The sequence below is a fragment of the Shewanella carassii genome (assembly GCF_002777975.1).
GTDB lineage: Bacteria > Pseudomonadota > Gammaproteobacteria > Enterobacterales > Shewanellaceae > Shewanella > Shewanella carassii.
In genome coordinates this window covers 265,563-292,298 of sequence record NZ_NGVS01000006.1, presented here as the reverse complement: position 1 = coordinate 292,298, position 26,736 = coordinate 265,563, and the positions used below count along the sequence as shown (strand labels likewise).

Annotated in this window: 23 protein-coding genes; 8 read left to right on the top strand and 15 right to left on the bottom strand. The window is 53.4% G+C overall.

The genetic code is table 11. The features are described 5' to 3' along the window. Positions 1 to 117 precede the first annotated feature (117 nt). The 4 genes from CBE72_RS04385 to CBE72_RS04370 all read right to left on the bottom strand — a co-directional run bounded on the left by CBE72_RS04385 (position 118) and on the right by CBE72_RS04370 (position 3,213). A complete protein-coding gene (locus CBE72_RS04385) occupies positions 118 to 786 on the bottom strand; it encodes an alpha/beta hydrolase (protein ID WP_157929034.1) in 669 nt (222 codons plus the stop codon). Then, a complete protein-coding gene (gene trxC / locus CBE72_RS04380) occupies positions 762 to 1,187 on the bottom strand; it encodes a thioredoxin TrxC (RefSeq protein ID WP_100142472.1) in 426 nt (141 codons plus the stop codon). Before trxC ends, CBE72_RS04385 begins: the two co-directional genes overlap by 25 nt. Before the next feature lie 66 nt (positions 1,188 to 1,253). Further along, complete coding sequence (locus CBE72_RS04375) at positions 1,254 to 1,994, bottom strand: sporulation protein (RefSeq protein ID WP_100142471.1); 741 nt, start codon at positions 1,992 to 1,994, stop codon at positions 1,254 to 1,256. 166 nt (positions 1,995 to 2,160) lie between these two features. Further along, complete coding sequence (locus CBE72_RS04370; protein ID WP_100142470.1) at positions 2,161 to 3,213, bottom strand: endonuclease/exonuclease/phosphatase family protein; 1,053 nt, start codon at positions 3,211 to 3,213, stop codon at positions 2,161 to 2,163. Positions 3,214 to 3,759: 546 nt separating this feature from the next. Here CBE72_RS04370 and CBE72_RS04365 point away from each other — a divergent pair. Both CBE72_RS04365 and mgtE read left to right on the top strand, forming a co-directional pair. After that, positions 3,760 to 4,422 carry a hypothetical protein gene (locus CBE72_RS04365; RefSeq protein ID WP_100142469.1) on the top strand — a complete coding sequence of 221 codons (663 nt, stop codon included), beginning with the start codon at positions 3,760 to 3,762 and terminating at the stop codon, positions 4,420 to 4,422. 22 nt (positions 4,423 to 4,444) lie between these two features. Beyond that, complete coding sequence (gene mgtE, locus CBE72_RS04360; protein ID WP_100142468.1) at positions 4,445 to 5,800, top strand: magnesium transporter; 1,356 nt, start codon at positions 4,445 to 4,447, stop codon at positions 5,798 to 5,800. A gap of 57 nt (positions 5,801 to 5,857) precedes the next feature. On the opposite strand, the gene CBE72_RS04355 is transcribed toward mgtE, so the two are convergent. After that, the gene (locus CBE72_RS04355; RefSeq protein WP_157929033.1) at positions 5,858 to 7,345 is read right to left on the bottom strand and encodes a DUF6892 domain-containing protein; all 1,488 of its coding nucleotides are present in this window, start codon (positions 7,343 to 7,345) and stop codon (positions 5,858 to 5,860) included. Between the two features lie 281 nt (positions 7,346 to 7,626). Between CBE72_RS04355 and CBE72_RS04350 the strand changes: the two genes are divergently transcribed. The 4 genes from CBE72_RS04350 to CBE72_RS04335 all read left to right on the top strand — a co-directional run bounded on the left by CBE72_RS04350 (position 7,627) and on the right by CBE72_RS04335 (position 13,872). After that, complete coding sequence (locus CBE72_RS04350; protein ID WP_100142466.1) at positions 7,627 to 8,091, top strand: hypothetical protein; 465 nt, start codon at positions 7,627 to 7,629, stop codon at positions 8,089 to 8,091. Positions 8,092 to 8,234: 143 nt separating this feature from the next. Next, the gene (locus CBE72_RS04345) at positions 8,235 to 12,458 is read left to right on the top strand and encodes an ankyrin repeat domain-containing protein (RefSeq protein ID WP_100142465.1); all 4,224 of its coding nucleotides are present in this window, start codon (positions 8,235 to 8,237) and stop codon (positions 12,456 to 12,458) included. A 1-nt stretch (position 12,459) separates the two neighbouring features. Further along, positions 12,460 to 13,287: a hypothetical protein gene (locus tag CBE72_RS04340; RefSeq protein ID WP_100142464.1), complete on the top strand. Its 828-nt coding sequence runs from the start codon at positions 12,460 to 12,462 to the stop codon at positions 13,285 to 13,287. Between the two features lie 39 nt (positions 13,288 to 13,326). Beyond that, positions 13,327 to 13,872 carry a hypothetical protein gene (locus CBE72_RS04335; protein ID WP_100142463.1) on the top strand — a complete coding sequence of 182 codons (546 nt, stop codon included), beginning with the start codon at positions 13,327 to 13,329 and terminating at the stop codon, positions 13,870 to 13,872. A gap of 156 nt (positions 13,873 to 14,028) precedes the next feature. On the opposite strand, the gene CBE72_RS04330 is transcribed toward CBE72_RS04335, so the two are convergent. Next, positions 14,029 to 15,792, bottom strand: coding sequence for an alkaline phosphatase D family protein (locus CBE72_RS04330; protein WP_100142462.1), 1,764 nt, complete (start codon positions 15,790 to 15,792; stop codon positions 14,029 to 14,031). Positions 15,793 to 16,039: 247 nt separating this feature from the next. Between CBE72_RS04330 and CBE72_RS04325 the strand changes: the two genes are divergently transcribed. Beyond that, positions 16,040 to 16,459 (top strand): CBS domain-containing protein, encoded by a 420-nt coding sequence (locus CBE72_RS04325; protein ID WP_100142461.1) that lies wholly within the window; start codon positions 16,040 to 16,042, stop codon positions 16,457 to 16,459. A gap of 109 nt (positions 16,460 to 16,568) precedes the next feature. On the opposite strand, the gene CBE72_RS04320 is transcribed toward CBE72_RS04325, so the two are convergent. The 7 genes from CBE72_RS04320 to CBE72_RS04290 form a co-directional block, all read right to left on the bottom strand. Then, entirely contained in the window at positions 16,569 to 16,853 is a 285-nt protein-coding gene (locus CBE72_RS04320) for a heavy-metal-associated domain-containing protein (protein ID WP_025011288.1), read from the bottom strand. After that, positions 16,850 to 17,167 (bottom strand): membrane protein, encoded by a 318-nt coding sequence (locus CBE72_RS04315; RefSeq protein ID WP_039034985.1) that lies wholly within the window; start codon positions 17,165 to 17,167, stop codon positions 16,850 to 16,852. The genes CBE72_RS04320 and CBE72_RS04315 overlap by 4 nt, the downstream gene beginning before the upstream one ends. 16 nt (positions 17,168 to 17,183) lie before the next feature. Continuing rightward, a complete protein-coding gene (locus tag CBE72_RS04310) occupies positions 17,184 to 18,326 on the bottom strand; it encodes a transglutaminase-like domain-containing protein (protein ID WP_100142460.1) in 1,143 nt (380 codons plus the stop codon). 279 nt (positions 18,327 to 18,605) lie between these two features. Further along, the gene (locus CBE72_RS04305) at positions 18,606 to 19,826 is read right to left on the bottom strand and encodes a phosphoenolpyruvate carboxylase (protein ID WP_071476737.1); all 1,221 of its coding nucleotides are present in this window, start codon (positions 19,824 to 19,826) and stop codon (positions 18,606 to 18,608) included. Then, positions 19,823 to 20,473 carry a hypothetical protein gene (locus CBE72_RS04300; RefSeq protein WP_025011291.1) on the bottom strand — a complete coding sequence of 217 codons (651 nt, stop codon included), beginning with the start codon at positions 20,471 to 20,473 and terminating at the stop codon, positions 19,823 to 19,825. Before CBE72_RS04300 ends, CBE72_RS04305 begins: the two co-directional genes overlap by 4 nt. Further along, the gene (locus CBE72_RS04295) at positions 20,473 to 24,144 is read right to left on the bottom strand and encodes an ATP-binding protein (protein WP_100142459.1); all 3,672 of its coding nucleotides are present in this window, start codon (positions 24,142 to 24,144) and stop codon (positions 20,473 to 20,475) included. Before CBE72_RS04295 ends, CBE72_RS04300 begins: the two co-directional genes overlap by 1 nt. Positions 24,145 to 24,317: 173 nt before the next feature. Continuing rightward, positions 24,318 to 24,515 (bottom strand): YheV family putative zinc ribbon protein, encoded by a 198-nt coding sequence (locus CBE72_RS04290; protein ID WP_039034984.1) that lies wholly within the window; start codon positions 24,513 to 24,515, stop codon positions 24,318 to 24,320. 239 nt (positions 24,516 to 24,754) lie between these two features. On the opposite strand from CBE72_RS04290, the gene nfi reads away from it, so the two are divergent. Beyond that, a complete protein-coding gene (nfi, locus tag CBE72_RS04285) occupies positions 24,755 to 25,432 on the top strand; it encodes a deoxyribonuclease V (RefSeq protein ID WP_100142637.1) in 678 nt (225 codons plus the stop codon). A 154-nt stretch (positions 25,433 to 25,586) separates the two neighbouring features. On the opposite strand, the gene CBE72_RS04280 is transcribed toward nfi, so the two are convergent. Together CBE72_RS04280 and CBE72_RS04275 are read right to left on the bottom strand one after the other, a co-directional pair. Beyond that, entirely contained in the window at positions 25,587 to 26,336 is a 750-nt protein-coding gene (locus CBE72_RS04280) for an Imm52 family immunity protein (protein ID WP_100142458.1), read from the bottom strand. After that, the gene (locus tag CBE72_RS04275; protein WP_157929032.1) at positions 26,336 to 26,710 is read right to left on the bottom strand and encodes a Tox-REase-5 domain-containing protein; all 375 of its coding nucleotides are present in this window, start codon (positions 26,708 to 26,710) and stop codon (positions 26,336 to 26,338) included. Before CBE72_RS04275 ends, CBE72_RS04280 begins: the two co-directional genes overlap by 1 nt. Between the last annotated feature and the right edge of the window lie 26 nt (positions 26,711 to 26,736).

Sequence of the window (26,736 nt, the reverse complement as noted above, 5' to 3'; positions counted from 1 at the left end):
TGGAAACCCTCAGTGAATAATAATTGAGTATTTTGCCAGGTGCGAACCCGGCCCGGAATGACAATCTGTAGCTTATCCGGAGCATCCGAGCGACTCAGCGGCACTTTTCTTAGCCCCTTAGTCAGGGCCGAAGCGGCCGCGCTCAAGAAAGGCCTGTACCGCTGCCAGCGTATCCTGATGCCAATGTATGGCCTTATGGCACAGGGGCAACACCATCCAATCACTGGCATCATCACAACGGGTAGAAGCTAGGGGTACCCGGCCATCGGACTCGCCGTCAATCAAGGCGCCCAAGGGATCCTGAGTCCCACTGCCGGCGATGATCCCAAGATGAGCCTGACTATCTTCGCGCCAACTTGCCCAGCGCTGCCCCGGCAGCAAAGATTGCAGCGGCTGAAATAACCTGGAATATCCCGGAAGCTTATCGGCCAGGCTCGCCAGCGGAGAACCATCATGGGGCGTGGCAATAAACACACTGTGGCCCAAATTGCCGGGCGGCTGCTCTGCCAGCAGTTGCCTAACGATTAAGCCTCCCATGCTGTGAGCCACAAAGTGCACCCTGGGATACTGCTGCCATTTCTGCTCATCCAGCGCCTGGCGTAAGGTCACTACCGCTTGTTGCAGTGAGCCGAAACGGGTGGGCAATCTGGGGCACAGGATACTGTATTGCCGGGACAAGCCTTGGGCCAAAAATCCCATGTCACGCTCATCTTTGTTGAAGCCATGCACCAGCACTACCAGAGCTTTGTTGTTATCCAGCCTCAAGCAGGCTGGCTCTTGAGCCACTGCTGAAATGCCTGTTTGGGCATGGCACCGGCCTGCTGGGCTATCACTCGGCCATTTTTGAACAGCATTATGGTCGGAATGGAGCGGATCCCATACTGGGCCGCCAGCGCTTGCTGAGCCTCGGTATCCAGCTTGCCGAACCGAAACTCCGGCTCCAGTTCGGCAGCGCTCTGCTCGAATATGGGAGCAAACTGTTTGCAGGGGCCACACCAGCTGGCCCAGAAATCCACCACCAGCGGCAGCTCTGACTTATGGGCATGGTTAGCAAAGTTGGCATCAGTCAATTCTACTGGAAGGCCCTGAAACAAAGGTTGCTTACAGTGGCCGCACTTAGGGCCTTGAGACAGGCGTTCTTCCGGTACCCGGTTCATTCCAGCGCACTGGGGACATGCAATCAACATAGGATTCTCCTCTCAAGCGGCGTTATCGCCGCACACTGTGAAATAGGGGGACGGCATTAAACCGACTCAAGCCAGATGAGGCCGCAACGCAGCCAATACCTGGGGATAATCAGCCTGATTATCCAAGGTCAGACTCAGATAGCCATCGCCGCGAAAGGCCCGGTCCAGTTCCAGCAAGATATGGGTTTGTTCGCCATCGGGAACCAGGGTAAGCTCCACTTCACGCAAAAGGCGGATCCCACGCCCTGTTGGCACAAACTCCAACTCCTGATAGCAGCCTGAGCCACTGCGAAAATCAGCGGTGTTGATATAGCCTTGCTCAACATCGGCTTTTTTAAGGACAAAGCCCAACTCCTCCATGGCCTGCAGCAGGTGCAGCAACAGCTGGGTAGGCTGGATCTGCAGCAGATCCTGATCGCCCGGATCTATGGCGTAATCTATCGCCAGCCCGGTTTGCAGCCAGACCCGGCATTGATTGTTACGCACCGGCAACTGGGTAAATGGGGTCTCAGGGTGCAACTGACCAATGAAAGGCAGTTCTCTCATCTCTCCGGCCTGAAGTTCAAAGCCTTCGCTGATACGCCAGCTGGCCAGACAATGATTGATAAAGTGGCTGCTGTCGCCGTCACTGACCTTGACCCGGGTCATTAAGGCCAGCTCCAGGCCGGCAATATCCTGGCTTACCTCGCCGCCCTTGAGCACAATTCGGGCTTCGAAGGTTTGCCCAGGTTGCAGGCTGGCATTGAGCAAACGAGTATCGACACTGGCGCCGCCAACGCCAACTGCCGCGAGCAATTTCTTAAACATCCTCTGTTCCTGTTTATGTAAAGGCTTTGCCGCATTTAAGCCCCTTTTCTTCGGCGAGTAAAGGGCGAGCACATCGGCTGTAAATTCCCAACCCCAACAAGCAGGCAGCAACAAAACTCATTCTGAGCCAGTTAAAAACCAGAAGCCGGCAAAATCATCGACCTAATCAGGGATGGCGTAAACGGACTTCTGCCAAAATCGGTGTATGGTCGCTCGCCTGGGCATCCAGCTCAAACTGCGGCCGCAGTAGGTGCCTGTCATAGACCCGATAATCCACCACTTCTGCCAGGCTATGCTGGCTACGGGCATCAAACTCCTGACTCAACAACAGATAGTCGACCACACTGCCTTGAGAGCCGTGAAAATGGGTCACGGGGCGAGTCACTGTCATTCGCTCGCCCGTTTGCTCAGAAGCTTCTCGCCAGAGCTGCCAGGCGTCAAACAGTTGAAAATGTGCCAGCTGCAGTTTCAGCCTTTCATCAGGCAGGCCGTAAAGACCCGCAGCGCGAATATCCCCGTTGTAGAGCTGTCCGGCGCCCACCAATAGACCCTTGAGTTCACTGGAATCTATGCCGGCGTTGAAATCCCCCATCAGCACCACAGCGTTGCCGCTTTGCTGGCGCCGCTTGAGTATCGCCTGATACAGCAGCATCGCCTCACTGCCACGCTGCAAAGTGGCTGACCAGCGTCCCAGCGCACTCTCGGCAAGCAGCCCCGCGGCACCTTGCTGCTCGACCGCGCCCTTGGGCAACTTGTTACGAGGTGATTTGAAATGCACCACATAGGTATCACAGTGGCCGAGCCCAGGCAGCATCAAGGTGGCTCTCAGTATCTGACGACTGCTTTGAAACTCATCCTTAAGCCCTAGAGTAAGTGCCAGTTCGGTATCCAGCGCCACCGCCGCCAAAGAAACGATTGGATAACGGCTTGCCAGTGCCACCACACTCTTACGGGCAACAAAACCTTCTATGACAGGCGAATCCACCAGCGCAAAGTGGGCAAGACCGGCTGCCTGACACAATTCGCGTAGCGGCTCGGGGCTGAATACCTCCTGCCAGCCCACCAGATCTGGCTGCGCCTGCTGCAACCAGCGGGCTATCCAGTCACACTTTTGTTGCCACTGTCCTTGGGTATAGATGTTGTTGAACTCATGAAACGCCAGCGGCGGCATGGCAAAGTTGAACAGATTCAGGCTGGCGATGCGGATATTGGAAGACATGAAAAACGCTGCGGCTCCGGTAACTCTGCTGAGTGATAGTGTTGATATTAAGCCGGTGAGGAGATTTGTCCAATAACGCCCACCAACAACCTTCCGGCCACCCATTTCACCCAGATACGGCCCAGCGATTCAACAAAGAGGTAACATAAAACCGCTGTTTTTGACCCCAACACCTTGTTTGACACCCTTTTTCAATCTCCCGCTTGACTTGTTTGCTTGCGACCATACAATCGCCGCTGAATTAACCATACGGAGACCCACTGTGGACACACACATAGGTGACAGTAGATGTCCTGTCAGTCAGACAGGATTATTTGCCCGGCACTAGTCTGCAGCTTCGCAAACTACTGCCGAGCCTGGCAGTAGCGTATTAAAGAATCCTTTTTCCGTTACTCCCCATAAAACCTTGTTGAGCTTGACATGCTCACGCATGCCGCAGTGTTCTCCTGTGGCTGCAAACTAATGCAACCACAAAGGTTTTTACTTAGGACAGCCTTGCTGCCCCATCTACGACCTTGAGTGTTCCCCCACACAGGAGGAACAAGCATGAAACTCAGATATACCAATGCGCTGCTGCTGGGCGGCCTGCTCTGGCATGGACAACTGCATGCTGGCATTCAGTTGCTGGAAGAGCCCGATATTGCCGCTGCCACAGAACTCGCTGTCGACTGGCAACGACAAGCGGGCAACAACGGCTTTGCCCTGGGGCTCAACCAAACCGTCTTTGGCAGCGAATTGGCGCTGGAACTGCAAACAGACAACCGGGATGCTCTCTGGGACAGGCATGAGAGCCGCGGCTGGCAACTCGGCTACAAACAACCGCTGGCCACAAACGGCTTATCCCAGGTTCAGACTCAGGCTCTGGCACTGGAGCTAGGGCGTCATCACAGAGATGGCTGGCAGGGTCACGCCCTAGTCAGTAGCGATCTGCCGATTGCCACCCAGGGCTTCTTTGTGCGCAACAACTTGGGGCTGAGCCTGGAGTCGGGTGAAGGCCCGGCAATGATTTTTGGCCTGGGAGCCGGCTTCAAAGTTCAGCAGCAAACCCTGCTGTTTGAAAACCAGTATCTGGGCCAAGGCGACTATGGCTACCAGCTACTCTGGCAAAACCAGCCCAACGCCCATTGGCAGTGGCAATTGGGCTATGGCAATCAGTATGGCGGTGGCGCCCGCCAATTTGGCGCCGGCATACAATTTTTCTTTTCTTGATAGCTCATTGGGAGAATGACCTATGAACAGCAACAACATCATACTCAACCTGCACCTTATTCTGGCCAACAAAGACGCCAAGGCGATGCAGATGCTGGCATCCGAGCTGCACCCGGCGGACATAGCCGCCGTGCTGCCGGCCTTCGACAGCCAGCAAACGGCCTCAATACTGACCCTGTGCCAGCCCAAAACCGCAGCGGCGCTGCTGCGGTATCTGTCCCATCAGCAGCAAAAGCTGCAGGCGGAAGCACTGGATCATCAAACCCTTGGGAAAATTATCATGGAGATGGCGGCGGACGAACGCGCCGACCTCTACAACGAGTTGGATATTGAGCAACAAGCCCTGCTGCTGCCGACACTGGCCAAGGCGGAGCGCGAGGACATGCGTACCCTGGCGGCCTATGATGACTCCAAGGTCGGCTCCATTATGACCTCCGACTATGCCCTGCTGCGGGTCAATCAAACCGCAGAAGAGGCCATAGACAGCCTGAGGAAAGTGGCAGCGGATCTGGAAACCATCTACCAGACCTATGTGGTGGATGAGCGCGGCCGCCTGATAGGCAATGTGTCGCTGCGTCAGCTCATCATCGCGCCGCCCAAGGCGTTGGTGAAAGACTTTATGAAAGAGCAAACCATTGCCATAGAAGCGGAAGCCCTCAAAGAAGAAGCGGCGCAGATGATAGCCCACTATGATCTGCTGGCGCTGCCGGTGGTCAACAGCAACGACCAACTGGTCGGCATAGTCACTTATGATGATGCCATGGATGTAGCCAGTGCCCAGGCCGATGCTGAATTCAACAAACACGGAGCTGTGGGGCAGTTGGCATGCTCTTTCAAGGAAGCCAGCATTGGCATGCTTTATCGTAAGCGAGTCTTTTGGCTGGTGTTGCTGGTGTTCGGCAATGTGTTATCCGGCACAGGGATCGCCTACTTTGAAGATACCATCACAGCCTATGTTGCTCTGGTGTTCTTCTTGCCACTGCTCATCGGCAGTAGCGGTAACGCCGGTTCGCAGTCTGCCACCTTGATGGTCAGGGCGCTGGCTACCGGGGAGGTCGTCCTCAAAGACTGGCTGTCGCTGCTGGCCAAAGAGCTGTTTGTCGCCGGCTTGCTGGGGGCCACCATGGCCATTGCGGTATTTACCCTGGGTTATTGGCGCGGCGGTGATATCGCCTTGGTGGTGGCTCTGACCATGCAACTTGTGGTGATTATCGGCAGCCTGATAGGCATGTCCCTGCCCTTCTTGCTGAGCAAGTTCAAGTTGGATCCGGCCTCGGCCAGCGCGCCGCTGGTGACTTCGATAGCCGATATCATAGGTGTCATCGTCTACTTCAATGTCGCCACCGCTATTTTGGATTTTCCGCCTGTCAGTGGTTAATTGACCTGGGCACAACCTATGCGAAAACCAAGCTAGGTTGTGCCATCCCCAAACGGCCTAATCCCACTCTTCGATGATCTTAACGCCATGTTTTTCGGCTGCCGCAATAAAACCTGCGCTCAGGTTGTTAAGGTCAGTGGTGGTGATCAATTTAAGATTGGGAAGCAGGCTTAAGTCTTCAGCCGCGATATCCTTCACCGCTAATATGCTGTCGCCGCATCCGAGATCCCAATAAGGATTGATATTGTAATAGACCTCAGCCCCACCGGATAAACCATCGTCCTGATAGAGCTCGGTTACCTTTGCCAGTTCCGTATCGGCGATATCCAGCGCCTGATAAAAATCTATCACCTGTGGTATCTCCCCGGCATCATTGCGCTCAATTTCGCCACCACAATACTCTGCGGCAAACTCCGCCAATGAAAACTTGGGCGAAAGCGAGTCTTGTTTATACATAAGTTCTTCAATAACCAGCAACTTCAACCCGAAATCTTTAAAACTATTCACCGCAGTTGACGCGGGGGCAAACTTTTTCGGGCCGTTGGCAAAGCGATTGGCCTCGAGCAGTAGCTCAGACAGCTGTCTGGCCTTGTCATTGATGGCAGCATATTGCCCGGCAACGCGGCAAGCAAAATCATAAAACTTCCGGGACACAGCCAACTTGCGAGCTGCCTCCTGGCGATTGAGGCTAATAAACTCCGGATAATGATGCTCAATATACTCGGCCTGTTGCTTATAATATTTTTTGTCCGACTTGTTCTTGAACAACTTGGCAAGCCTATGATTCGATTCAATTAACTCTGCCTGGCTGCGCATTTCCAAATCAAGAGGCTCAATGAGCAAACGTTCAATAAGATAGCCGAGTTCAGATGCATCCCAGCTCTCTTTGAAGGAGATAACTTTCTCAAAGACTTTCAAAGAGTGCTTATACAAAAAGCCTTTGTATTCACCGGCCGCCAGCATATCTCTGGCAATATCGGCTATTGCAGGACAACGCCGATAGATGTCACGATTGAGCATACAGGCATATATCACCCTCGCATAAAGGCTCTCGGCTTGCGGATGACAGGAGAGACACCCCAGCGCCAGGGAACAATCAAGGTTAGGGTACAACTCCAGCATTTTTACCACAGTCGGAGCTATCGAGGCGCGGGTCTGCGGGTCTGAATAAGCATGATAGAAATAAAGCTGGCACAGGGTCAGGGCCAGCTCTACCGAGCTGAAGTTAGATTTGGGATCAGCGATAAGCTCACACTCCCCTCGATCCAGAAGAGTATTGGTAACGGCGATAATATCGGGGGATTTGGCAGAGATGATACTTGAAGCAATGGATATTTTTGATGAACACAAGGCAACGGCAACCTTGGCACACAATTCGGCTTCAGCGTGATTGCTCCAATCAGTCGTTTTCAATAGAAAAACAAACTTATCCAGGCAAGGCCTTACATTGTTCCCCGACCAGATTTTTCTGGCTCTATCCAGGGCAGACTTGTTACGGAACTTGGCCTCGGCTACTAACTTGAAACCTTCCTCTATTGCTTCCATGCGCACCACACTGCCTCCCATACTCGTGTGAAAAAGACGAAATAACGGCACAGATGCCTGCATCGGCAAGCTCTGTCACCGCGAGATGTTACCGGAAACCTTGTCAGTGTGGAAATCGAGTAAACAACGGGCTACCTCAAATATTTTCCCTAACAAACTTTGCCAAAAAGCCTGCCAATGGAATAATCTCCGGCGACCATTTCGTTGACAAGCTCAATCTAGGCAGACTCGGCGAAATAACGCTCAGGACAGGCCTCAAGGCCGCCATGACAGGGAAATATATGCAAGGTATTGCACAGTGGCAAAGCGCCCAACCCACCGACGAAGTACAACGCTATCTCAATCGACTCGACGACTATGACGCTCCTTATATGCTGATTATCCAGCTGAATACTGAGGTGGCCGCATCAATCGAGATACTCAATACACTCATTACTGAATTTGAGCTCGACGCCGAATGTGTCGAAAAGCTCAGCGATTCAATGCTTTTCTTAGCGCTTGAGTATTTATCCGGCGACGATGAAGCCGGGCAGATACAGGCATTTGCCCGGGAGTTTCAGACCCGGCTCACAGCCCTTGGCATACTCAGCCACGGCGCCATAGTGCACCACAACTGTCTGGGCCAAGCAGAGCAGAGCTTTCGCGACTGTTTGTCACTGGTCAAACGCATCATTGACGGTGCGGCAAACCAAAGCGAGCTGGCCATCATGGATTTCGGTGATAACAGCCCCAGGTTCATAAAGTAAAAACGACTCCAAATGGCGCTAGTGATAGGGGCAATCTCTCACACTTGCTGTCCCTTTTGTCCGGTTTATCAATGGACTTAGACCCTTTAGTGTAATCACGCCCGCAAGGCGGTGATGCAGTTACAACATCAAGAGACTAATCAATGGAACATTTCACGGAAGACAGCCGCAGCTTAGGCGGTGCGCTCAAGGATCACATTCTCAACCAGGATCTGGTGGCTATCAGCCAAATTGTCAGCACAGACAATGTCGATCACAGCCTGGTTCAGGACGGACTTCGCCAATGTAGGCCACTGGACTTTGTGCTGGAACAGGCCGATCCCAAGTTTGACAGAGTCGTCCAGCACCTATTAAAACTGGGCGCTGGTATTCGTCACTTGTTGGATAAAGAGCGTAAACCCAATCATCTGCTGCAACGAGCGCTGCGCTCGGCAGAGATGGTGCAGATGCTCAGCGAGCAAGAGGTTAATCTCAATATCCTGTGGCAGGGTGAATTTAACCTCTTGTCATTGGCCGCCTGCCGCGGTGACTATCGTATGGTCAAGGCGGTGTTGGAACAGCAACTGCCGCTTTTGGATGATGAATGTTTCTTCTGGCACTGCTTCAGTCGTAACCCGGCGCTGGAGCAACAAACTGTGCAGTTACTGTTGTCTCACGGCATTGAATATCAAGGCAGTGAAGAGCGCGAATATTGTGATTCACTGCTGTTTCAGCTGTTCAACTCTCCCATGCCAGAACTGAAAATACTCTCCATTTTCAATATGTTGATCGAACAGCAATACGACTGTGACTTAGAGCGACGTTACTCTGGTAACACCTTGCTGGCGATGACGATAAAGAATGGTCAACGCCTGTTGTTGACTCGCCTGGTAGAACTGGGAGCGGATATCAGCCACCATCAGCCGGAAGTGGCGCGCATGCTGCTGAACAAGGAGAAGCTGCAGTCCCGTCTGGTACTGGATGACAGCCTGGATCTGTTTTCTGCCGATGCCGCCGAGGTTGAGCGTTATCTGACAACCCAAGCAAATTTCACTGGCAAGTCGGTTATCGGCCCTATCCTGTGTCACACCAACCTGTCATCCAGCCAACGCTGCCGATTTGCCGAGTTGGCCATTGCCAAGGGCGCCGATGTCAACCAGGCATTCGCTTTCACCACAGCCGGTGGCACCGAACTCTTCTGCACGCCTCTTTATGCCTTGTGTTCCATGGAGCAGGACAGACTGGATGAAGTCGCCATGTTGCTGCGCCACGGCGCCGTGGATCCCGTTGAGAATCGCAGTGCCCTGTTTCTGACTATCAGCCAGGCCAGGCTCGAACTGCTCAAGGTATTGTTGCAAGGTGGCATCAACCCCAACTTTGCTCTGCGCGGCGAGCCGGTGAATGAAAACTGCCGTATGGATGATGAAATGTGGGTAAGCCATTTCTATCCAAGCCATCTCAGGGTTAAGCCCAACCCGGCGCAAAAGCGTGCCATGTTCAGCATGCTGCAGGAGGCAGGGCTCAGCAGCCTGCTGCAGACAGATTCCGCATGGACCGCTCTGGATATCGCCTTGCTTCGCAGAGATCATGAGTTTGTGCAGCAGATGCTGGGCGAAGGTTTCCAGCCGCCCTTGAGCCCAAATACCCTTAACTGGGCGTTCGAATACTGCAGTGACCTGGCCACGCTGGAAACCTTAATTGCCTTGAGTGATACCCAGGTTGAAGTCACAAAGGAGATGGTCTCAGGTTATTTCCACTGTTTCGCCAACAAACCCGAGGAAACCTCTCAGGATCGCGAAGCCATTTTTGAACTCTTGCTGCGTCTGGGATTGGATCTGCAACGGCAATATGACGGAGGTTCACTGCTGGGGCTGGCGATACGCACCCGCAACGAACCTGTAATACGGCGCCTGCTGCAGCTGAGACAACAATTCCAGATCCCGGCCGATGCGGTCGCCTGGGCGATACACTCACTGCAAAGTCCGCAACTTGTGGGCGATATCGTTGCCCTGTTCCCGGATTTTGAACTGGCCGATGTGCATCAGAGCTTCTCTGGCAACCACAAAGCCCCGGCGACGGCAATTACCCTGGCACTGCATAAGAAACGCTGGTCTTTGGCGCAATATCTGTTGCAACGTTTCCCGACAATGCGCGCCTGGACCGAGGTACGTTGGCTGACCGAAGATGTACTGTGGGAGCTTGAAGAGGACGGCCTGGAACTATTCCGGCTTCTGATAGAGCGCGAACAGGATCTGGATCGCCTCTGTTTGGATGGCAATGATGCCTGTCGTTGGAGCCTGTTGTATTTCCTCTGTTTCCGCTACGCCAAGCTCAAACAACACAAACAACTCTATCTCAGTGCGGTGGAAATTCTGCTGGAGGCGGGAGCCGCTGTGGATCAGCCCTACTCCCTGGATGTGGAGCGCACGCCAACCAAACCGGATATCACCCATATTTTCTCCTGCATTCTTTACGATGCGGAAAACGACTTTGAATACTGCCGTCCCATGTTTGATCTGCTGATCGACTATGGTGTCGACCCGACAGTGCCCGTGGGACAGTTCCACGAATCCGGGGTGATGAGCACGGTTCAGAGATATCATTCTATTATCAACGAAGAAACCAGTCTCAAGTTTGTCCGCTATCTGTGGCAAAGAACCGGATTCAACATCCATGAAGTCAACAATCTGGGCAATAACCTGATCTTTGCCGCCGCCATGCCGGGACGCTCGGAACTGCTGCGCTGGTTTGCCGAGCACGGTGCTGACATTCATCATGTCGGCGGCTTCGATCATTCCAATGCCATGCATAAATGTTTGTCCAACTATTCGGACATCAATCCAATCGATCGCGCCAAGACTGTGGCTGCCCTGTTGGATCTCGGAATGGACATAGAGGTACTGGATCCGGATCCCGACTCCAGGGCAACGCCGCTGATGACGGCCTGCACCTTTGGTATTCAATCCTGTATCGACCTTTTGTTGAGCCGCGGGGCCAATATCAATGCCGTCTCGCCTTTGGGCGACACCCCACTGCTGGCGGCCATCACCAGCCAGTACTGTTACGATGCCCACTCTTCTGTCGAAGCCAGCAAGAAGGGGCTGGTCACTCAACTGGTGCAACAGGGAGCCAAGATCAATCAACTGACGCCCGGGCGTAGCCATCCCTTGCTCGAGGCCGCCTTCGCCGATCGCCCCGGGATCTTCGAGTGTTTGCTGGAACTGGGGGCCGATCCCTGGATGCTGGATCCGAATCTCAAGTCAGAATCCTCGGGCAGCATAGGCTTTGTCAAACCGCAAACCCCAGATGCCGATGGCATGAATCCATTGGGCTTTCTGTTGATGCATGGTGAAAAGGCCAGACAATATCTACAAATAATTGCCCGTTACTATGGTGATGACGTCATAGTCTCGGCGATTGCAGACCTTGAGGCCATGCGGCCACCGGTATGCCCGGCGCAGGCAGCGACCAAACTGGCAGAGCTTCAGCAGCCAAAACCACAGCCATCCCAAACACCTCAGGCGCCGGGGGCCGAAATTGAGCCAAGTGTTACCTTTAAAGATAACAAAACCCGGCTCAAATTCCGTCGCATCATCCGCCAATCGGTTACCTTGCAGGGTATCAGCTTTCGCCTGGATCTGGCGTTTGAGGAAACCCGCGCCCTGGGCGCGGCCATCGAGGCCCAGTGCCCTGGTGCCAATATGGATAATCCCGTCAACTGGCAACGCTTTATCTGTGCCGTGTTCAATCAAAGAGCACCTGAGCTGGCGCAAGCGCTGCAGGCCCAGGATGATGAAGGTCTATGTGTCTTCGAGGTAGAGCCCGCCAAGGTATCAAGCCTGACTCAGGTGCAGGCCTTGGGGCAGTTGTTCCGTGAACTGTTTGCCACCCCGAGAGCTGTGCTGGGCGCCCTCGAGGAAGTACAGCATGAGATTGAATGGCAAGCCGTCAGCGCCGCAACTTCAGCCGAGGACAAGACCACAGAAGATTCTGCACAAGCCCCTGATGAGGCCGTACCGTTGGATCTTCGCGATCTGTACCAGATCATGGCCAACTTCGGTTTTGTCAACGTGATCTTCAAGCTGGACTCGACCACTATGAAACAGCTGGCCGCCAGTGTGCAAAGCCTGCTGCCACTGGAGATGAACGCCGAAGACTGGAGCAGGATCATCCAGGCCATCTGCCAAAGCCAATTTGGCGAACAGACAGATCTCATCTCCTTTGAGGCCATAGGCAACTACTTCCGGGTGGTGCTTGAGGATGAACCCGGGGTCAAACATGAGCTGGTGAAAAACTTCCGTCAACTGCTGCGGCAACTGTTCCACACAGAGCAGAGCTTCATGCAACAGGTAATGGCCGTACGTCAGCATCTACCGACCGAGGCCTGACTTGAAGGCCATCAACTGGCTGCTGTATGCCCTGCTGATATTGCTTAGCTTGCCGGTAGTTGCACGCTACTACTTGCCGGCCAAACTGGCAGGGCTCAAAGCTACCTGGGTTTGTCGGCGCCATTTCGGCGCCGACCTCAGAGTGAGTGACTGCCGCCCCTTTTCTGTCGGCGGCGAGTTGGTGCCCCGTAAGGGGCGCTACAATCTGGAGCTCTACAGCCAAACCCTGGGTGAATACCTGAATCTGTACCAGCTTAAACGCGAAGAGATATCGGTTGAGCGCTTGTCGCAGGCGCTGGCAAAGCAGCGGCAGCAGGCCCAAGCCGAGCGGGCGAGGCTCAAAGAGCTGTCCGATCTGCTCGGCGGCCCACTGTGGCTGTTTCGTCATCTGCGCGCCAACGAGCTCCACCAGCAGCAACTCTTGCTGGTGATGCCACCAGAAGACCGCGAGCCCCTGACGCCTTGGCTGCAACGCTTGACCCGTCTACTGCTGGATAACCCGGATTGCTGCGCTTATTTGATCCCCAAGGAGCGGCAAGCCAACTTAGCAAGCGAGTTGGCGCCGACGTTGCTGCCTGAGCGGCTCGGGGACAATGTCCGCCTCAAGTTAGGCCTCAAGGAGCGCAAATTAAATTCGGCTCTGGCGCCATATCAACTGTTTGAGGCCCGGGCTTGCCTCAAAATCTATCGACCAAGGAAGTTTGGCAAGCTGCAGCCGGAAACACAGGGCATAGTGCTTCAAGCGCTGTCTTTGGACAGCGAGCTTCTGAGCCGGGCCTTTCCCTCACTGGTCTTCAGGCCACTGTCGCAAAGCCGCCAAGAAAATTGAATTTAACCATCAATAACTTACACCAACCAAGAGGGACCTATGCCGACAACCTTTATATCCAGTCACAGACTGGGCAATGAAGCTTGCCCCGAAGATTTGGCCTTCCTGCTTAAACATTGCCGAGACTGGTTTGAAAGCGAGCTGTTCGTCCGCTTTCCTGAAGATGAAGATTGGGCGCCGTGGGAGGATACCAGTTACCTGAATGAAGATGACTGGGCCGACCCCGAAGTAGCTGCCAACGTTAAAGCCATTAGTGATACCTGCAAGCACATCGCCTTTGTGGCCGAACTGCCCTATGGTGAGTACCTGGGTTACTGGCGCGGTGAAGCCAAGCGCCCGATAGCCGAGAGCCCGCTGGTCAAATACAGCAATGACGGCTGCTTCAGCCTCTGGGGCACGAGTATGCTGCAGGCATTGCATTTCGACATGGAAGAAGCATTCTTGGATAAACTGCGGGAAATCGCCGAGCGAGCAGGATGGCAACTGAGCCAAGCCCACTTGAGCGACTACTGCGAGAGCGAAGCGCCGGACAGCCCGGATGAGTTCCATCAGGCCAGATATCAATTCCATCGGCAGCATCCCTGAGCAGGGAAATGACTTTTAGTTCTGCCTGGAACCCAAAAAGAATCGAAAAAACAAGGACAGCCCTGAGCTGTAGTGTCTCAGTCCTGAGCTGTCCTTGTTGTTATCTCAAGCGGTTAGAGGCTTATGTCTTTAGCTTATCGACACTTGAAGCAATAGTCAGCCAAGCAAGATCCCCGGCTTTCCATCCAAAGAGCGGGCAATGGCACGGCGCTCCTCTGCTTCAGTGAAATCTTTGCTCAGAATGCTATCCACGTAGAACCACTCGCTGACCACCTCTTCGCTGCTGAAGGTCAGCGTCATATAACCCCGGTTCAACAGGTTGGCGTATTTAAGGTCATCCACCAGCCCTACAACGGCCGCCTCTGTCGCCGGGATCTGCTCTGGTGGCAGGTTGAGGTAGTACTCAAGCCCAGGAGAAGAAACCGAGCTGGTGGCAAACTCAACCCCAACCATGTTGCCATCTTTGTCCTTGAGATCATTGGCCCAGGCATTGTGAGTATCACCGGCAATCACCACCAGGTTTTTACCCGAGGCCCGGGCAGTGGCCAGCACGACTTCACGCTCATAGGCATAGCCATCCCAGGCATCCAGGTTGTAAGGGATTGACGGCAGTTGCAACAGTGCCAGCACTTCCGGCGTCAGTTTGGCCTGGTTGGCAGCCAGATAGGTCAGCTCCGCTTGGGTCAGAGTCGGATCGCCAGCCTGAGCACGAGCCGCCAGCTGGGCCAATGCCGCCAACTCGGCAAACTGCGGAATAGACAGCTGCTGAGTGGCTATCGCCGCCGGCAACATCATCCGCCCCATCAGAATCTGCTGCCCCAAAAGCTGCCACTTGGCGCTGGATTGCAACAGTTTCCCCTGCAGCCACAGCAGTTGGGTTTGGCCGAGAAGCGTACGCTGAGTATCGGTCACGTCGGCGAGAAACTGCTTATCGTTGAAAGCGCCGGTAGCCGGATCCAGATAGTTGCCATAGTCCAACTGTTTGTCACGGGCCAACACCCGGGTATCCAGCATATGCAGATCCAGCAGATCGCCGAAGCTGAAACTGCGGTAGATCTCTTCATGATTGCCCTCGCGCCATGGGCGGATAGGCAACCATTCGAAGTAGGCCTGCAATGCCGCCTGTTTACGGGCGTCGAAGTCCCCTTCCCCTTGGTTATGGTTTTCGGCGCCATCCTTCCAGGTGTCGTTGGCCACTTCGTGATCGTCCCAGACGGTAATAAACGGCAGCTTGGCGTGCAGCTTCTGCAAACTGGCATCGCCGCGATACTGGCCATAGCGGCTACGGTAATCGCTCAAGGACAGCAGCTCTCCCGCCGGCAACACCTCACGGCCCAGCTCGGCGGCATGTTCACTGGCATAACCACCACGGCCATATTCATAGATATAGTCGCCCAAGTGCAGCATGGCGTCGAGATCGTCCCGCTGCGCCGCCAATTCATAGACATTGAAGTAACCGGCCGGGAAATTGGCGCAGGACATCACCGCCAGTTTGACCGAATCGACCGCGCCCTCGGGCAGGGTCTTGGTCATACCGACTGTGGATGTCTTATCACCCGTCATAAAACGATAGAAGTAGCGGCTGCCGCTCTCCAGCCTCATGGCATCGACTTTAACCGTGTAGTCACGCTCGGCATTGGTCACCATTTCACCTGTGGTCACCAAGTCGCTGAAGGCACCATCACGGGACACCTGCCAGGATACTCTGACATCCCCCGCCGTTTGCGGTGTAACCCGGGTCCAGATAATCACGGCATCCTGAGTGGGATCACCGCTGGCGACACCATGAAGAAAATCGGCGGCGACAGTATTGTCATCATTGTCACTGGAGCAGCCCATCAGGCCATATGAAAGTACCGCGGCGCCAACACCTTTGGCTGAGAGGGCAAGAAAGTCACGACGGGAGAAGTTGCGGGTCATTGTTATTATTCCTTTAAAAACGCTTCATCATGCTGGTATGAGGTCGGATGTCCAGATTGTGAAGTCAAACTATTACACAATTGTGACAATACGGTAAACACTTGTTGGTGTTCAAACGAATTCAGTCAGTTAAACAAAATGGCGTCCGCTTTAAGTCCCTTAACTTGCAGATACTGATAACAGGGGGCAAAATGCCTTACAGGACAGTGAATTACCCCATAGAGGGGCCAGATAAAGGAACAAGACAATGAAAGTCAAAGACATCATGAGTACCCAAGTGGTGTGTATCAGTGACGGCGCCAGCGTCAAGGACGCCCACCAACTGATGCATTCCCGCGGCGTGCGCCATCTGCCGGTGATCTCAGAAACCAGCGGCACTCTGGTAGGAATACTCACCCATAAGAAGATGATTGCCACAGTAGTCAATCTGCTGACCCGCTACGGTCAGGGAGCATTGGAACGAAAGGAACGCGGTACCCTGATAGCCGATCTGATTGAAACCGACTTTGAACCCCTCATGGCCGATGCGCCGCTGACTCAAGTGGTGGATTATTTTATCGCCAACAAACATGGCTGTCTGCCGGTTGTGGACGAGCACAACAAGGTGCAGGGCATAGTCACCTCTTCAGACTTCGTCAAACTGTGCCGGGAATTGCTCAAGGCCTGAACCCATCAAAAAAGCGTGCTTAGAGCACGCTTTTTTGGACAGAGCTTTTGCTTTTGGCGCAAGCTGAACCTATTGAATGAACCGGGTCTTAGAGCTTAATTCTTAGTCCTTAGGCCTCTGGCTCTATCTTATTGATACTGCCCTTATAGCCGGTTTCATCCACCGCCTTTATCAGCGCATCCATATCAAAGCCTTCAGGCACTATCACTCTGGCCTGCTGGGTCTTGAGCGAGGACTTGGCCTTAATCACGCCCTCTGTCTTGCGCAGCGCCTTGTTGATTACCGTGACACACAAAGGGCAGGTCATGCCTTTAACATCCAGGGTGACCACCAGATTGCCCGCCCAGGCAAACGGCGTGCACAGCAGCAGTAAAACCAGTAACAAGCTTCTCATTCAAACACCTCTAACAGCCAAGGTAATACAAAAGGGTAAAGCTGAAACGCCAAGACCACAGGCACCGCCAGCCAATAAAGCAGTAACATACTGGTACGGCTCATGGTTGCGGTGCACAGAGGCTTTTTGGAAAAATACAAACGCCAAAAGCCCAGCAGGATCAACAGCGTCGACAGTGCCAGCATGGGCACTTGCAGCCAGCCCAACTGTTCAACACCCGACAGCGAGGCCGCCGATACCCCAAACACCAGATAGATCAGCGGCCCAATACAGCACAGACTGGAGGCGACCGCGGCAACAACTGCAGCCGCCAGTGTCGCCAAAAACCCCTTAGAGCTGTTCTGTTGACTGGAAATCATAGGCGAAAACTTTAGGATCATAGTAATTCACAGGGTCACCATCCACTTCGGCATAAGGATAGCCAAAGTTGTTCAGCGGCGTCTGTTCGGCCATGGGCGCCAGATCAAAGTCACGACCGAAGTTGAAACCAACCCAGTTCATCTCCCAGTTACCGAACAGATAGTCGTTGACCGCCTGCACATCGGGATCCTGGTGTTGCTTGTTCTCGGTCAAACGCATCTTGGTCACATCCGCAGGGTCGGCCGGCAACCAACCGTAACCCGCCAGATAGAACATGGCGCGGCAGTGCTGACCACCACTGACCTTGGCCAGGCCATTGGCATCACTGCTGCCGAAGGCTTTCTTGGAGTATTTGCCCATCTTAATAGCCTGTCCGACCCGGATCCCGAACATCTCCCGGGCAGGTATGCCAGCGGCGCGAGCCAAGGCCACAAATACCGAGTTGATATCAGTACACTTGCCACCCAGTTTGCCGCTCTCGAGAATAGTGGCCACATCACCCGTGCCGCAGCCGATAACGTCGTTGTCGCGGAACATATTGGCGCTGACCCAGTTGTAGATGAGGCTGGCTTTTTTCAGCGGATCGGTTTCCTTGCCAACAATCTTGTCTGCCGTCTGCTTCACTATGCCATCAATGGGCATATGCTTGGTGGGCAGCAGATAGTGCTCCACATCCACCGGGTACTGGATGGTTTCAGGGGCGCGATAATGTTCGAGTTCACCGTTTTTCAGCGGTTCCCAGTCGAGGGTTTCCAGCTCCATCACCAACTGCAGTTCCATCTTGCCTTTGGCATCAGGCCAGGTGGCAAACAGTGTCTTGGCGCCATAGCTGTTAGCGGCAGTGATATAGGCATCCTGGAAATTGCCTTTGAAGTTCAGCTTACGAACTTGCTGAAACTGAGTGTCTTCCACCAGCGGGATCCACAACTTGACCACGCCCTCTGAGCCCTCGGGTGCGATCAGTTGGTAATCTTGAGTCAGGGTGAAGTGTCTGCGGCCATCGGCGGAATAATGCTCAACGGCCTTGGTCTTCGATGCGGCCGCCATCACAGGGCTGGTGATACCGGCTGTCGACAAAATAGCCGCCGTTTTTAAAAAATCGCGTCTCTGCATTATTCTATTCCTTACGCATGAACAACAAATAAGATACAAAAGTGCCCCGTCAATCGGACGAGGCATTATAGGTGTCGCCCCTTGGCACCGCAACAAAGTCGCAGCTCACAGTCCTGAACTGGCCGAGTCATGGAAGGGGGGGAATCGAGAGAATAGTTAACAAGTTTTCGAGACAAAACAACCATATTGGTCATTTTGTCTCGTTTGAAGTTTTACAAATGTAAAGTTGCGACTGCTGATGGGAAAAACGGTGTTTGCTCACATTATCGCCAGCCTGGTCTATCTCAACCCCACTTCCACATCGCGGATAATGAAGTTCCCCGAATAAAGCGGATGAGGCTCACCCAAAGGTTCCAGGGCAAAGAAGCGTTTGTGCTCTTCACTGAGCCCCTCAAAACCGCCTATCACCTGATAGAGCCAGCTTTCCGGATCCCAGGACAGCTGTTGCTGCTGCAGATATTCCAGCGCCGAAGTGTTGCGGCCCGAGTCAATGACGGCGCAGAAGTACTCATCCACCGCCTCTTTGAGCGGGTTATCCGGCATATCAAAGTCTTCCTGAGGACTAACCGCAACCGGCACATCGTGCTCCTGCAATCTCTTGGGCAGATGGTCACGACTGATAGCCTTGATACGAGCTACCATCTCCATCAGTTGCAGTTCCTGACCGCTGTTGTTCACATCCACAGATGCCGGTGCCAGCAAGGGCTCGGCATGATTGAACAGCACGGGCACCTGCTTGTGCGCCACATGGTCGGCCACCTGATAGTCGGGGTGCAAATCTGTATACAGCAACCAGCCTTTAAGCAAACGGGTACGACCGCGGATCTGCCTGAAGCGTCCCAGCAATTCCAGCAGACGCCCCTGCACCACGCTCAGCTCCTGGGTGCAATCACTGAGAGTGTCCTGCAGCATGGTCACCAGCAGGCGGCGCAGCTCACGGATATCACCGGCAATTTCGCCAAGCTCGGTAAACTCAAACAGCTCCAGGCCGTTAAGCAGTTCCGATACCTGGCTCTGGGCCAGCTCGTTTTCACGGATCTTGGCGTTAATTGAACCCACATAACCGAACTCGTTATTGATCCGGCCCCAGAGCACACGAATGGAGTAACGCAGGCTCTCGGTGAAGCTGAATACGTGTTCGGTCAAGTCCGCCAGATAGGCTTCGGCGGCGCTGTAATCCACACTGGCGCGCGCCTCACGGTAGTGATTGGCCAAGGTCTTGATGGTGGCCAGAGCCGAACCGACGTTGGCGTTGATCTGGCGGTTACGCTCATCCTTGAGGCCCTCTTCCAGCAGGGCCCTGACATTACGCGACAACCTGAGCGGTTCGTCCGGCTCGGGACGCCAGAGAATGCCGTTGTCGGTAAGCTTCTTCAGCAGCGCGGGTTCCTGCTGGGTCTCATCCAAGCTACCGGAAAGATAGGCGTCCATCACCAGTTCGGCGTTACGCCCAAGCAACCTCAGCAGCTTGACCCCGGCCTGATGCAGGTTGCTGCTCATATCAGATCCCTCTGGGTGGCGGTTTCAGCCTGAGCCTCCAGACTGAGGCCCTCGGTTTCATCGATAAAACGGATCACTTCGTAGAGGTAATCCAGCTTGCCGGTGGCGATATAGATCTGTTTTTCCGGATTCGGCCGCACCAGATAACCCAGCTCCTGCAAGCGCTTGAAAACCAGTTTGATCTGGCCATCGACACTGCTTGAGCTGGAGCCGAACAAGCGATACTGGCTCAGCTTGGCCAGTTGCTCGCGAAACGCCGGCGTATCCTCAATGCGGCTCTGCAATTCGGTAAGCCGCACCGCCGCGCCTTCGGTCAGGGGCGCGTCCTGGCCGCTGGCTTCCTGCACCAACACCAACCATTCCACCATGGGGATCAACGCCTGGCAGATATCGCGAAACTGCGCCGAAATCACTTTACGCTCGTCCTCCCCCAACTGCAGATAACCACAGAAAAAGACTTCGCCCTCGGCGGCCTGGGCCACAGTGCGGTTGATTTGGTTGAGATAGGCCTCGACTCTGTCACGGGTGGCCGGGCTCTTGAGTGAGCGCCAGCCTTCCTCATCCGTGGTGCGGCAGATAAATTCACCCTTGAGCAGGCGCTCAATCAGGGCGCCTGAGCCGACGATAGTGCTTTGCAGTTCGCTCATTACACCGCCTCCTTGGCCAAGCGCTCAGAGAGCTTTTGCGCTATGGGATCGACCTTGGGTTTAACCACCTGCAGCCGCTTGGTCTGCTTGTTGATGATGTAGCGGTTGGCAAACAAATTCAGTACCTCGGACTCAGGGTTGGGGAAAGCACCCAACACGCTGATATTGTTGTTTTCACAGGCATCGAAGATCTTCTTCACGTTAGCGTGGTGCAAGGTGCCCAGCTCATCAATCGGCCAGTGCACAGTGACATCCGCCTTGCCCCGCAGCAAGCGGGTAAAGGCCAGCAGGAACTTACAGAGGATCAGATAAGCCATACCATGACTGGATGACTCGTTGAGCTGACGGTCGGTGCGGATCACCAGATCCGAGTTGCCCTCCTTGAGGCGCAGCTCAATCTCCAGCAACTTGGCGATGCCGCCGGTCAGGGCCGAGCGGCCTATGATATCCAGTGCCCGGCGCATGCTGTTGGTATAGTGCTCATCCGGCAGACCGGTGAAGCCTTCGGCCTTCCAGGCACGGAACGCCTTGACGAACAGCTCCAGCTCAGGCCAGAACTCCAGTTCGCTGATCCGCGAGCGGATCCTGACCGCAGATTCAGAGACGCCGTCGAGGAACAGCTCCTCCCCGACTTCGCGGGTAATACGGGCGCTCTGGGAGGCAATACGGCGGTCGATATCGGCCAATACATCGTAGAAGGCGGTCAGGTCGACACCGAAGATCCGGCCCTGTTCACGCAGCGCGGTAATCGACTGCGGCACCATCACATTGAGCAGTTGGGCCAGATGCGGCACCAACTTGCGGTAATCCAGCAGGCGAATGCCCTTGTCATTGATTGAGCTGGACTCCTCACGGGCCTTTTCCCAGAACTCGGATAGGCTGGAGCCTGACTTGCTGGCAATCACCTGATCGAAATGATCCACATACTGCCTGACCGAACCCAGCAGATGCTCGCGTTTGAGCAACAGCTCCTCGCCCTGACGCAGACGTTCACCTAGGCTGCCCTGAGGCTCTTCATCGTTACGCGGCAATTTCAGCTCGGCCAGCTTACGCAGCAAGGCGCGCAACTTGGTGAGGTTTTCCGAGGCCTCTACCTGCGCGGCATCGGACTGGCGCCTTTGTAGCTCCAGTTGCTGGCGGGCATGTTTGACTTCGTTGGCCTTGGTCTTCAATTGCTGATCCAACTCGGAAGCGGCGCGCTTGACTTCGCCCAGGTCGGTCACCAACTTGGGTTTACGCACCAGCCAGGTATGCTGATACCAGTCGTCATAGCGCAGCACTTCACTGCGACGCTGCTCGGCAGCGGCAATAGCACCTTCCAGCTCACGGATTTCCCGCTTGAGGGCGAGAATTTTGTCTTCATCCACCCCACGGGACTTGAGCTCGTTCTTGTACCACTGCTCGCAGGCTTTTTGCTCCTCTTTGGCACGACTGCGGCGCTGATTGATGCTCTCTTTGAGCTGCTCCAGATGCTGCTCCAGCGCGCCGACCACTTCCTGCCAGTAGGCGTTCTTTTCCATTCTGGCATCCAGTGCCTGCTCTTTGAGTTCCTCCAGCCATTCCAGGTGCTGGTTGCGCAGCTGTTTCATCTCCTGATCCAGCAGCGTCAGGCGTTTACCGGCCTGCGCCTTACGCTCAGCCAACGCCTTGTTAATCTGCTCCTGCACAGTGCGGCGCTCCTCGAACAGACGCCGCAAATCGTCACGCAAATTCTTGTATGCCGTGCGGGCAAAGGTCAGCTCACGGCTCAGTTTATCCAGCGCTTCGTTGGCCTGCACCAGTCGCTCTTCCGTTTCTTCCTGCAGCCCATAGGCGTTTTGCAGCGCGTCTTCCGCCTTGGCCAGCTTGGCCCTCAGCTCAGGCTCTGAACTGGCGTATTCGGGGATCTCCAGCGCCTTGAGATCCAATGAGATCCCGAAAAGGCTGTCGCTTTCGGCGCCGACATTGGGGTGCAAGTCGGTGCGGTGCAGCAAGTCGGGATGTACCACCTTACCCAGGTGCTGCTCCCAACCCGGCACTTCTTTTCGCAGGAACTCCAGTAAGGTATGAGACTGGGGGAACAGCATGTGTTTGAGATCGTCCAGCTCGCCCTGGCGCTCCGTGACTCTGAGCGCGGCAATTCTGAGAGATTCGCTGGCCTGATCCCTGAGAGAGCGCTGCTTGCGCTCTTCGCTCATCAGCCGCTCTACCTTGGCGTTGGCGGCCTCCTGCTCGGCATCGGCACGGTCGATACGCTCGTCGAACACCGCCAGGCTGAGCTTCTCCTCCTCGGTATAAGTCACGCTGTCGACCTGCAGCTTGAGCTCGGCCGCATTGAGCTTGAGCTGGTACTCCTGCTCCTGGAATTTGGCCTTGCCGTTTTCCTGCTGCTCACGGAATTCGGCATCGAGGCGCGCCAAGTCTTCTCGGGCCACTTCACGCTGCTTGTCGCGGGCCTCGCGTTGCTTATCCAGCTCCTGCTGCAGCTTTTCCAGCTCCTTATTGAGCTGTTCGCCAATCTTGCTGCGGCGGGCGTTATAGGCGGCTTCTATGTCCTGGTGCTTCTCTGTCTGCAGCTTGTGTCTTTCGCTGAGGTTCTCAAGGTCGCTGCGCCACAGCGGCAGCTGTTCCAGATTGGCCTTGGCCTGTTCGATATCGGCATCGAGAAACGCCGCATGCTGGTTTTCGATGGCGTCGAGTTCATATTCCAGCTTGGCGACATCGCCCTTGGCGGCAGACAGCTCCTGGTTAAGCTCGTCGCGCTGCTCTTTCCACTCATCATCCAATGCTTTGAGACGGAAGTTCAGCTCCCGCGACAGGGTCTGATTTTGCTCCTGACGCTGGGCCTCCAGCACTTCGTCATTGCGATAGCCCTTGGCCAGGCTGCCAAGACGCAGTTCGGCCGACAGCAGCTCGTTGAACTCCTGCTCCAGCTTGTCAAATTCGGGACGGATCTGCTCGAACCCAGCGATCAGCTGGCTCTCGCGGATCCAGGCCTCGACTCGTTGTGGATTGAGCCTTGATGCCGGCGGGTTAACGCCATCCTCTTCCAAAATGGCGGCGATCATCGACTTGACCGTTTCCATTTTGCCTTCTTTGGAATGCACCGCCTTGGCCAGTTTTTCGATATGGCGCAGTGAATGGTCGGCCTCGCACAGAGAGAACAAACGGGCATAGCTGCGCAGCTCGGTGCGGCTGGTGCCTGTGTTGAGCAAGGTGCGGTCATTCTGGATGATGGCGCGAAACTCTCGGGTATTCAAAAGCTTGGTATGGTTCACTCCGGCGCGTTTCATCTCGCGGCCCAGTTCGGCCATGGTATGGCATAAAATAGTGTCGCCGTTTTGGGACTTGATATAGTCTTCCAGTTCAAATCCCTTGGCGATAAAGCGATAGTTGACCCCTTTGCCGTCGCCGGCCGAGGCCAGCACCGCCTGATACAGCAAGCCATCACTCTTTTGGTATTCGTAAATGATATAGCTGGATTCTCTTGGCAGATACCAGCGCTCGAAGCTGTCACGGGTCGAAGGCACGACCCGGCTGGGGTATTCACCGTAAAATACAGGCACCAGACGCTGCAACGTGGTCTTGCCCGAGGCGTTGGTACCACAGATATTGGTATGTCCATCGAGCTTCAGCTCCACCACGCCCGGCAGATGGGTGTCGATCAGCACTATTCGAATCAAGCTTGGCATATAAATCCTTATGCAGACAGCAAGCGCCAAAAGGCCAGAGGCACCGGCACTCGCGGCAACAGGCGGGCAAACCGCCTCAATACAGCAAAACCCTTAAATTAATGGAAAGCCCCACCCTTGGCAATTGAAGGGCCGGTAAAGAAAGCGGGATCCGCTGCGGGTTTTAAAGAATATTATTCAGGTTTGAACAGGCCTATCACTTCACCGGTCGCCTTGTCACTGACCTTGTCATCGGTCTGCTGCTCGCGGTAATCACACTCGACACACTCGACCGTTTCTATGCCGTTCTCCTTGAACAGCACTATGCTGTCCTGAGCCTGACATTTGGGGCATTTGGCACCGGCCACAAAGCGTTTCTTGATCCTGTTCATCTTCTGAGTCTAGTTGATAAGCAATGGCGCTATTTTGCCATATCTGTAGCCGCTGTGGCGCATTTTAAACAGCATTAGGACAATGTTTGCGCCAAGGTGCTGGAAAAGCGGGGGGATCCCTGTGCCGGATGATGACGTTAGCAAAACGGGCCTACTGGTATCCGAAAGCCAAAGTTATAATGAAAATATCTGGCTATCGGGTACAATCGCCTGCTGTAGCGCGGATAGGGAAATCAATAATGGATCTTATTATCAAGCATGACTGGAATATTAGCGAAGTAGAAGCTCTGGCTTTACAAAAAGAGCTGGCAGCCAAAGTCGTAAAGACAGATCAGTTTAATGAAATCAAACTGATCGCTGGTGTTGACGTTGCCTATAAAAAAGATAACGACAACTTAGTAGCTGCTGTTGTTGTTCTCGATGCCAATAGTTTAGAGATTGTTGAAACAGCAACCGCAGAAGACAAGGTTCAATTTCCATATATTCCAGGACTGTTTTCCTTCCGAGAACTACCACCATTAATTCAAGCATTCGCAAAACTTCAGCACTCACCGGATTTGGTCGTGTGTGACGGACAAGGTTATGCACATCCCCGTCGTTTTGGCTTGGCTTGTCATCTTGGCGTTATTTTTGATATCCCCACCATTGGCTGTGGTAAAACACGATTACTCGGCGAACATCAAGATTTAAGTCCAATAAGAGGGGCTATTGCACCTCTTATTGACCACAATGAAGTAATTGGTAATGTGTTGAGAACTCAGACCAGGATCAATCCTATCTACGTTTCAATTGGTCACCGCATTTCATTATCAACTGCTTGTGATTGGATTCTGAAACTTTCACCTAAATATCGTTTACCAGAAACGACTAGGCAAGCAGATCAACTTGTGAACTCTACTATCAAGCAGCTAAGCTAATACATCCTCTCGATTGAACTCGACATAACAATCTGGCTTATCAGATTTAAATAACTTTACGTCATCCAAGTTTATAAAAAATCAAGTCACCCATGATAAAACAATGAATTGCCACTGATTTCTTTCCTAGACACCTTTTAGTTAGATAAACTAGCTAGAAATCATCTTCAACAGAAATAATTCCTGCATTAACCAATGCGTTCTGAGTATTTCTCAATAGATTAACGACTTCAGAATCATTAACACCAATTAAGCGTTCAATTACCTCCAACTGACAACCATTAGCTAGATTACTAATTATGACATCACTAGGTATAGACTGGCTGTTGACTGTAGAACTCACGTATGAAATCCAACCGACACTATTGTCAAACTCCATATCAGGATCTATTTTGCAAGCCAAATCATGAGACGTGAACACTGCAAATTCTGGATTACATTGTGTAACTAAAAACCTCCAAACTTGCCTAAAAAACTGCAATTCATTAACTCTACTTTCAACAGGAGAATCTAGTTTACATACAACAGAATTTCCCGGGCTAGCAGTACCATATGCTCCCGAACTCACTATAATAAAAAAAACTGGCCCACAGTCCAATTTAACTTTCCACTGCGATGTGAACCCCAAAGGGGACAATAGGGAAACGGTCGAATCTTCTTGAACAACTTCTGTATATGCGACATCAGGGTCAAGCACTAAACTAATAATTTTACTCTTTTGTTCGAGAAAATCATCTGGCATCACATCTAGTTTTAGTCCCTTTGAGAGTATTTCAAATGAGCACGGGCGTTCTACCGCTGCCTCAATACCTATGAGTAAATCAATGATGAAAGATAAGTATTCATCTAGGCACTGTTGCCTGTCTTGCCAATAGAATCCCATGTATTCTTTTGCTCTAATCATTATTGACCACCCTTAGGCGTATAAATTGGTTTAATATGTTTAACTTTATTCTCTCTTAACAACTGACTTACAAGATCAAACTTTTCTTGATTAGGTATATGCCACTCGACTTTCGTTTTCACCTGTGATGCTACAGCTGACTGCTTTCTCGCATCTCGCAAAACAACATCAAGCGACCAAGCCTCATCTTTGGGCCATTTATTAAAATCCTTAGCATCAATTAAAACTCCACGTTCAGGGTTGAATCCATCAAATTTGATTTCACCGCTTTTCATTAAATCCGTCTTTACAACATACTCTGTATGCCGTGGAGCACCCGTGACTTCAATTTGATATGCAGCGCCTTTTTCTGGTGTATGTCGACTAGCCCACACACCAAGGCCTCCATCACTTTGCCCAT

Coding starts and splice junctions, on each gene's coding strand:
- trxC (WP_100142472.1), bottom strand. CDS start 1,187: ATGTTGATTGCATGTCCCCAGTGCGCTGGAATGAACCGGGTACCGGAA.
- CBE72_RS04375 (WP_100142471.1), bottom strand. CDS start 1,994: ATGTTTAAGAAATTGCTCGCGGCAGTTGGCGTTGGCGGCGCCAGTGTC.
- CBE72_RS04370 (WP_100142470.1), bottom strand. CDS start 3,213: ATGTCTTCCAATATCCGCATCGCCAGCCTGAATCTGTTCAACTTTGCC.
- CBE72_RS04365 (WP_100142469.1), top strand. CDS start 3,760: ATGAAACTCAGATATACCAATGCGCTGCTGCTGGGCGGCCTGCTCTGG.
- mgtE (WP_100142468.1), top strand. CDS start 4,445: ATGAACAGCAACAACATCATACTCAACCTGCACCTTATTCTGGCCAAC.
- CBE72_RS04355 (WP_157929033.1), bottom strand. CDS start 7,345: ATGGAAGCAATAGAGGAAGGTTTCAAGTTAGTAGCCGAGGCCAAGTTC.
- CBE72_RS04350 (WP_100142466.1), top strand. CDS start 7,627: ATGCAAGGTATTGCACAGTGGCAAAGCGCCCAACCCACCGACGAAGTA.
- CBE72_RS04345 (WP_100142465.1), top strand. CDS start 8,235: ATGGAACATTTCACGGAAGACAGCCGCAGCTTAGGCGGTGCGCTCAAG.
- CBE72_RS04335 (WP_100142463.1), top strand. CDS start 13,327: ATGCCGACAACCTTTATATCCAGTCACAGACTGGGCAATGAAGCTTGC.
- CBE72_RS04330 (WP_100142462.1), bottom strand. CDS start 15,792: ATGACCCGCAACTTCTCCCGTCGTGACTTTCTTGCCCTCTCAGCCAAA.
- CBE72_RS04325 (WP_100142461.1), top strand. CDS start 16,040: ATGAAAGTCAAAGACATCATGAGTACCCAAGTGGTGTGTATCAGTGAC.
- CBE72_RS04320 (WP_025011288.1), bottom strand. CDS start 16,853: ATGAGAAGCTTGTTACTGGTTTTACTGCTGCTGTGCACGCCGTTTGCC.
- CBE72_RS04310 (WP_100142460.1), bottom strand. CDS start 18,326: ATGCAGAGACGCGATTTTTTAAAAACGGCGGCTATTTTGTCGACAGCC.
- CBE72_RS04305 (WP_071476737.1), bottom strand. CDS start 19,826: ATGAGCAGCAACCTGCATCAGGCCGGGGTCAAGCTGCTGAGGTTGCTT.
- CBE72_RS04300 (WP_025011291.1), bottom strand. CDS start 20,473: ATGAGCGAACTGCAAAGCACTATCGTCGGCTCAGGCGCCCTGATTGAG.
- CBE72_RS04295 (WP_100142459.1), bottom strand. CDS start 24,144: ATGCCAAGCTTGATTCGAATAGTGCTGATCGACACCCATCTGCCGGGC.
- CBE72_RS04290 (WP_039034984.1), bottom strand. CDS start 24,515: ATGAACAGGATCAAGAAACGCTTTGTGGCCGGTGCCAAATGCCCCAAA.
- nfi (WP_100142637.1), top strand. CDS start 24,755: ATGGATCTTATTATCAAGCATGACTGGAATATTAGCGAAGTAGAAGCT.
- CBE72_RS04280 (WP_100142458.1), bottom strand. CDS start 26,336: ATGATTAGAGCAAAAGAATACATGGGATTCTATTGGCAAGACAGGCAA.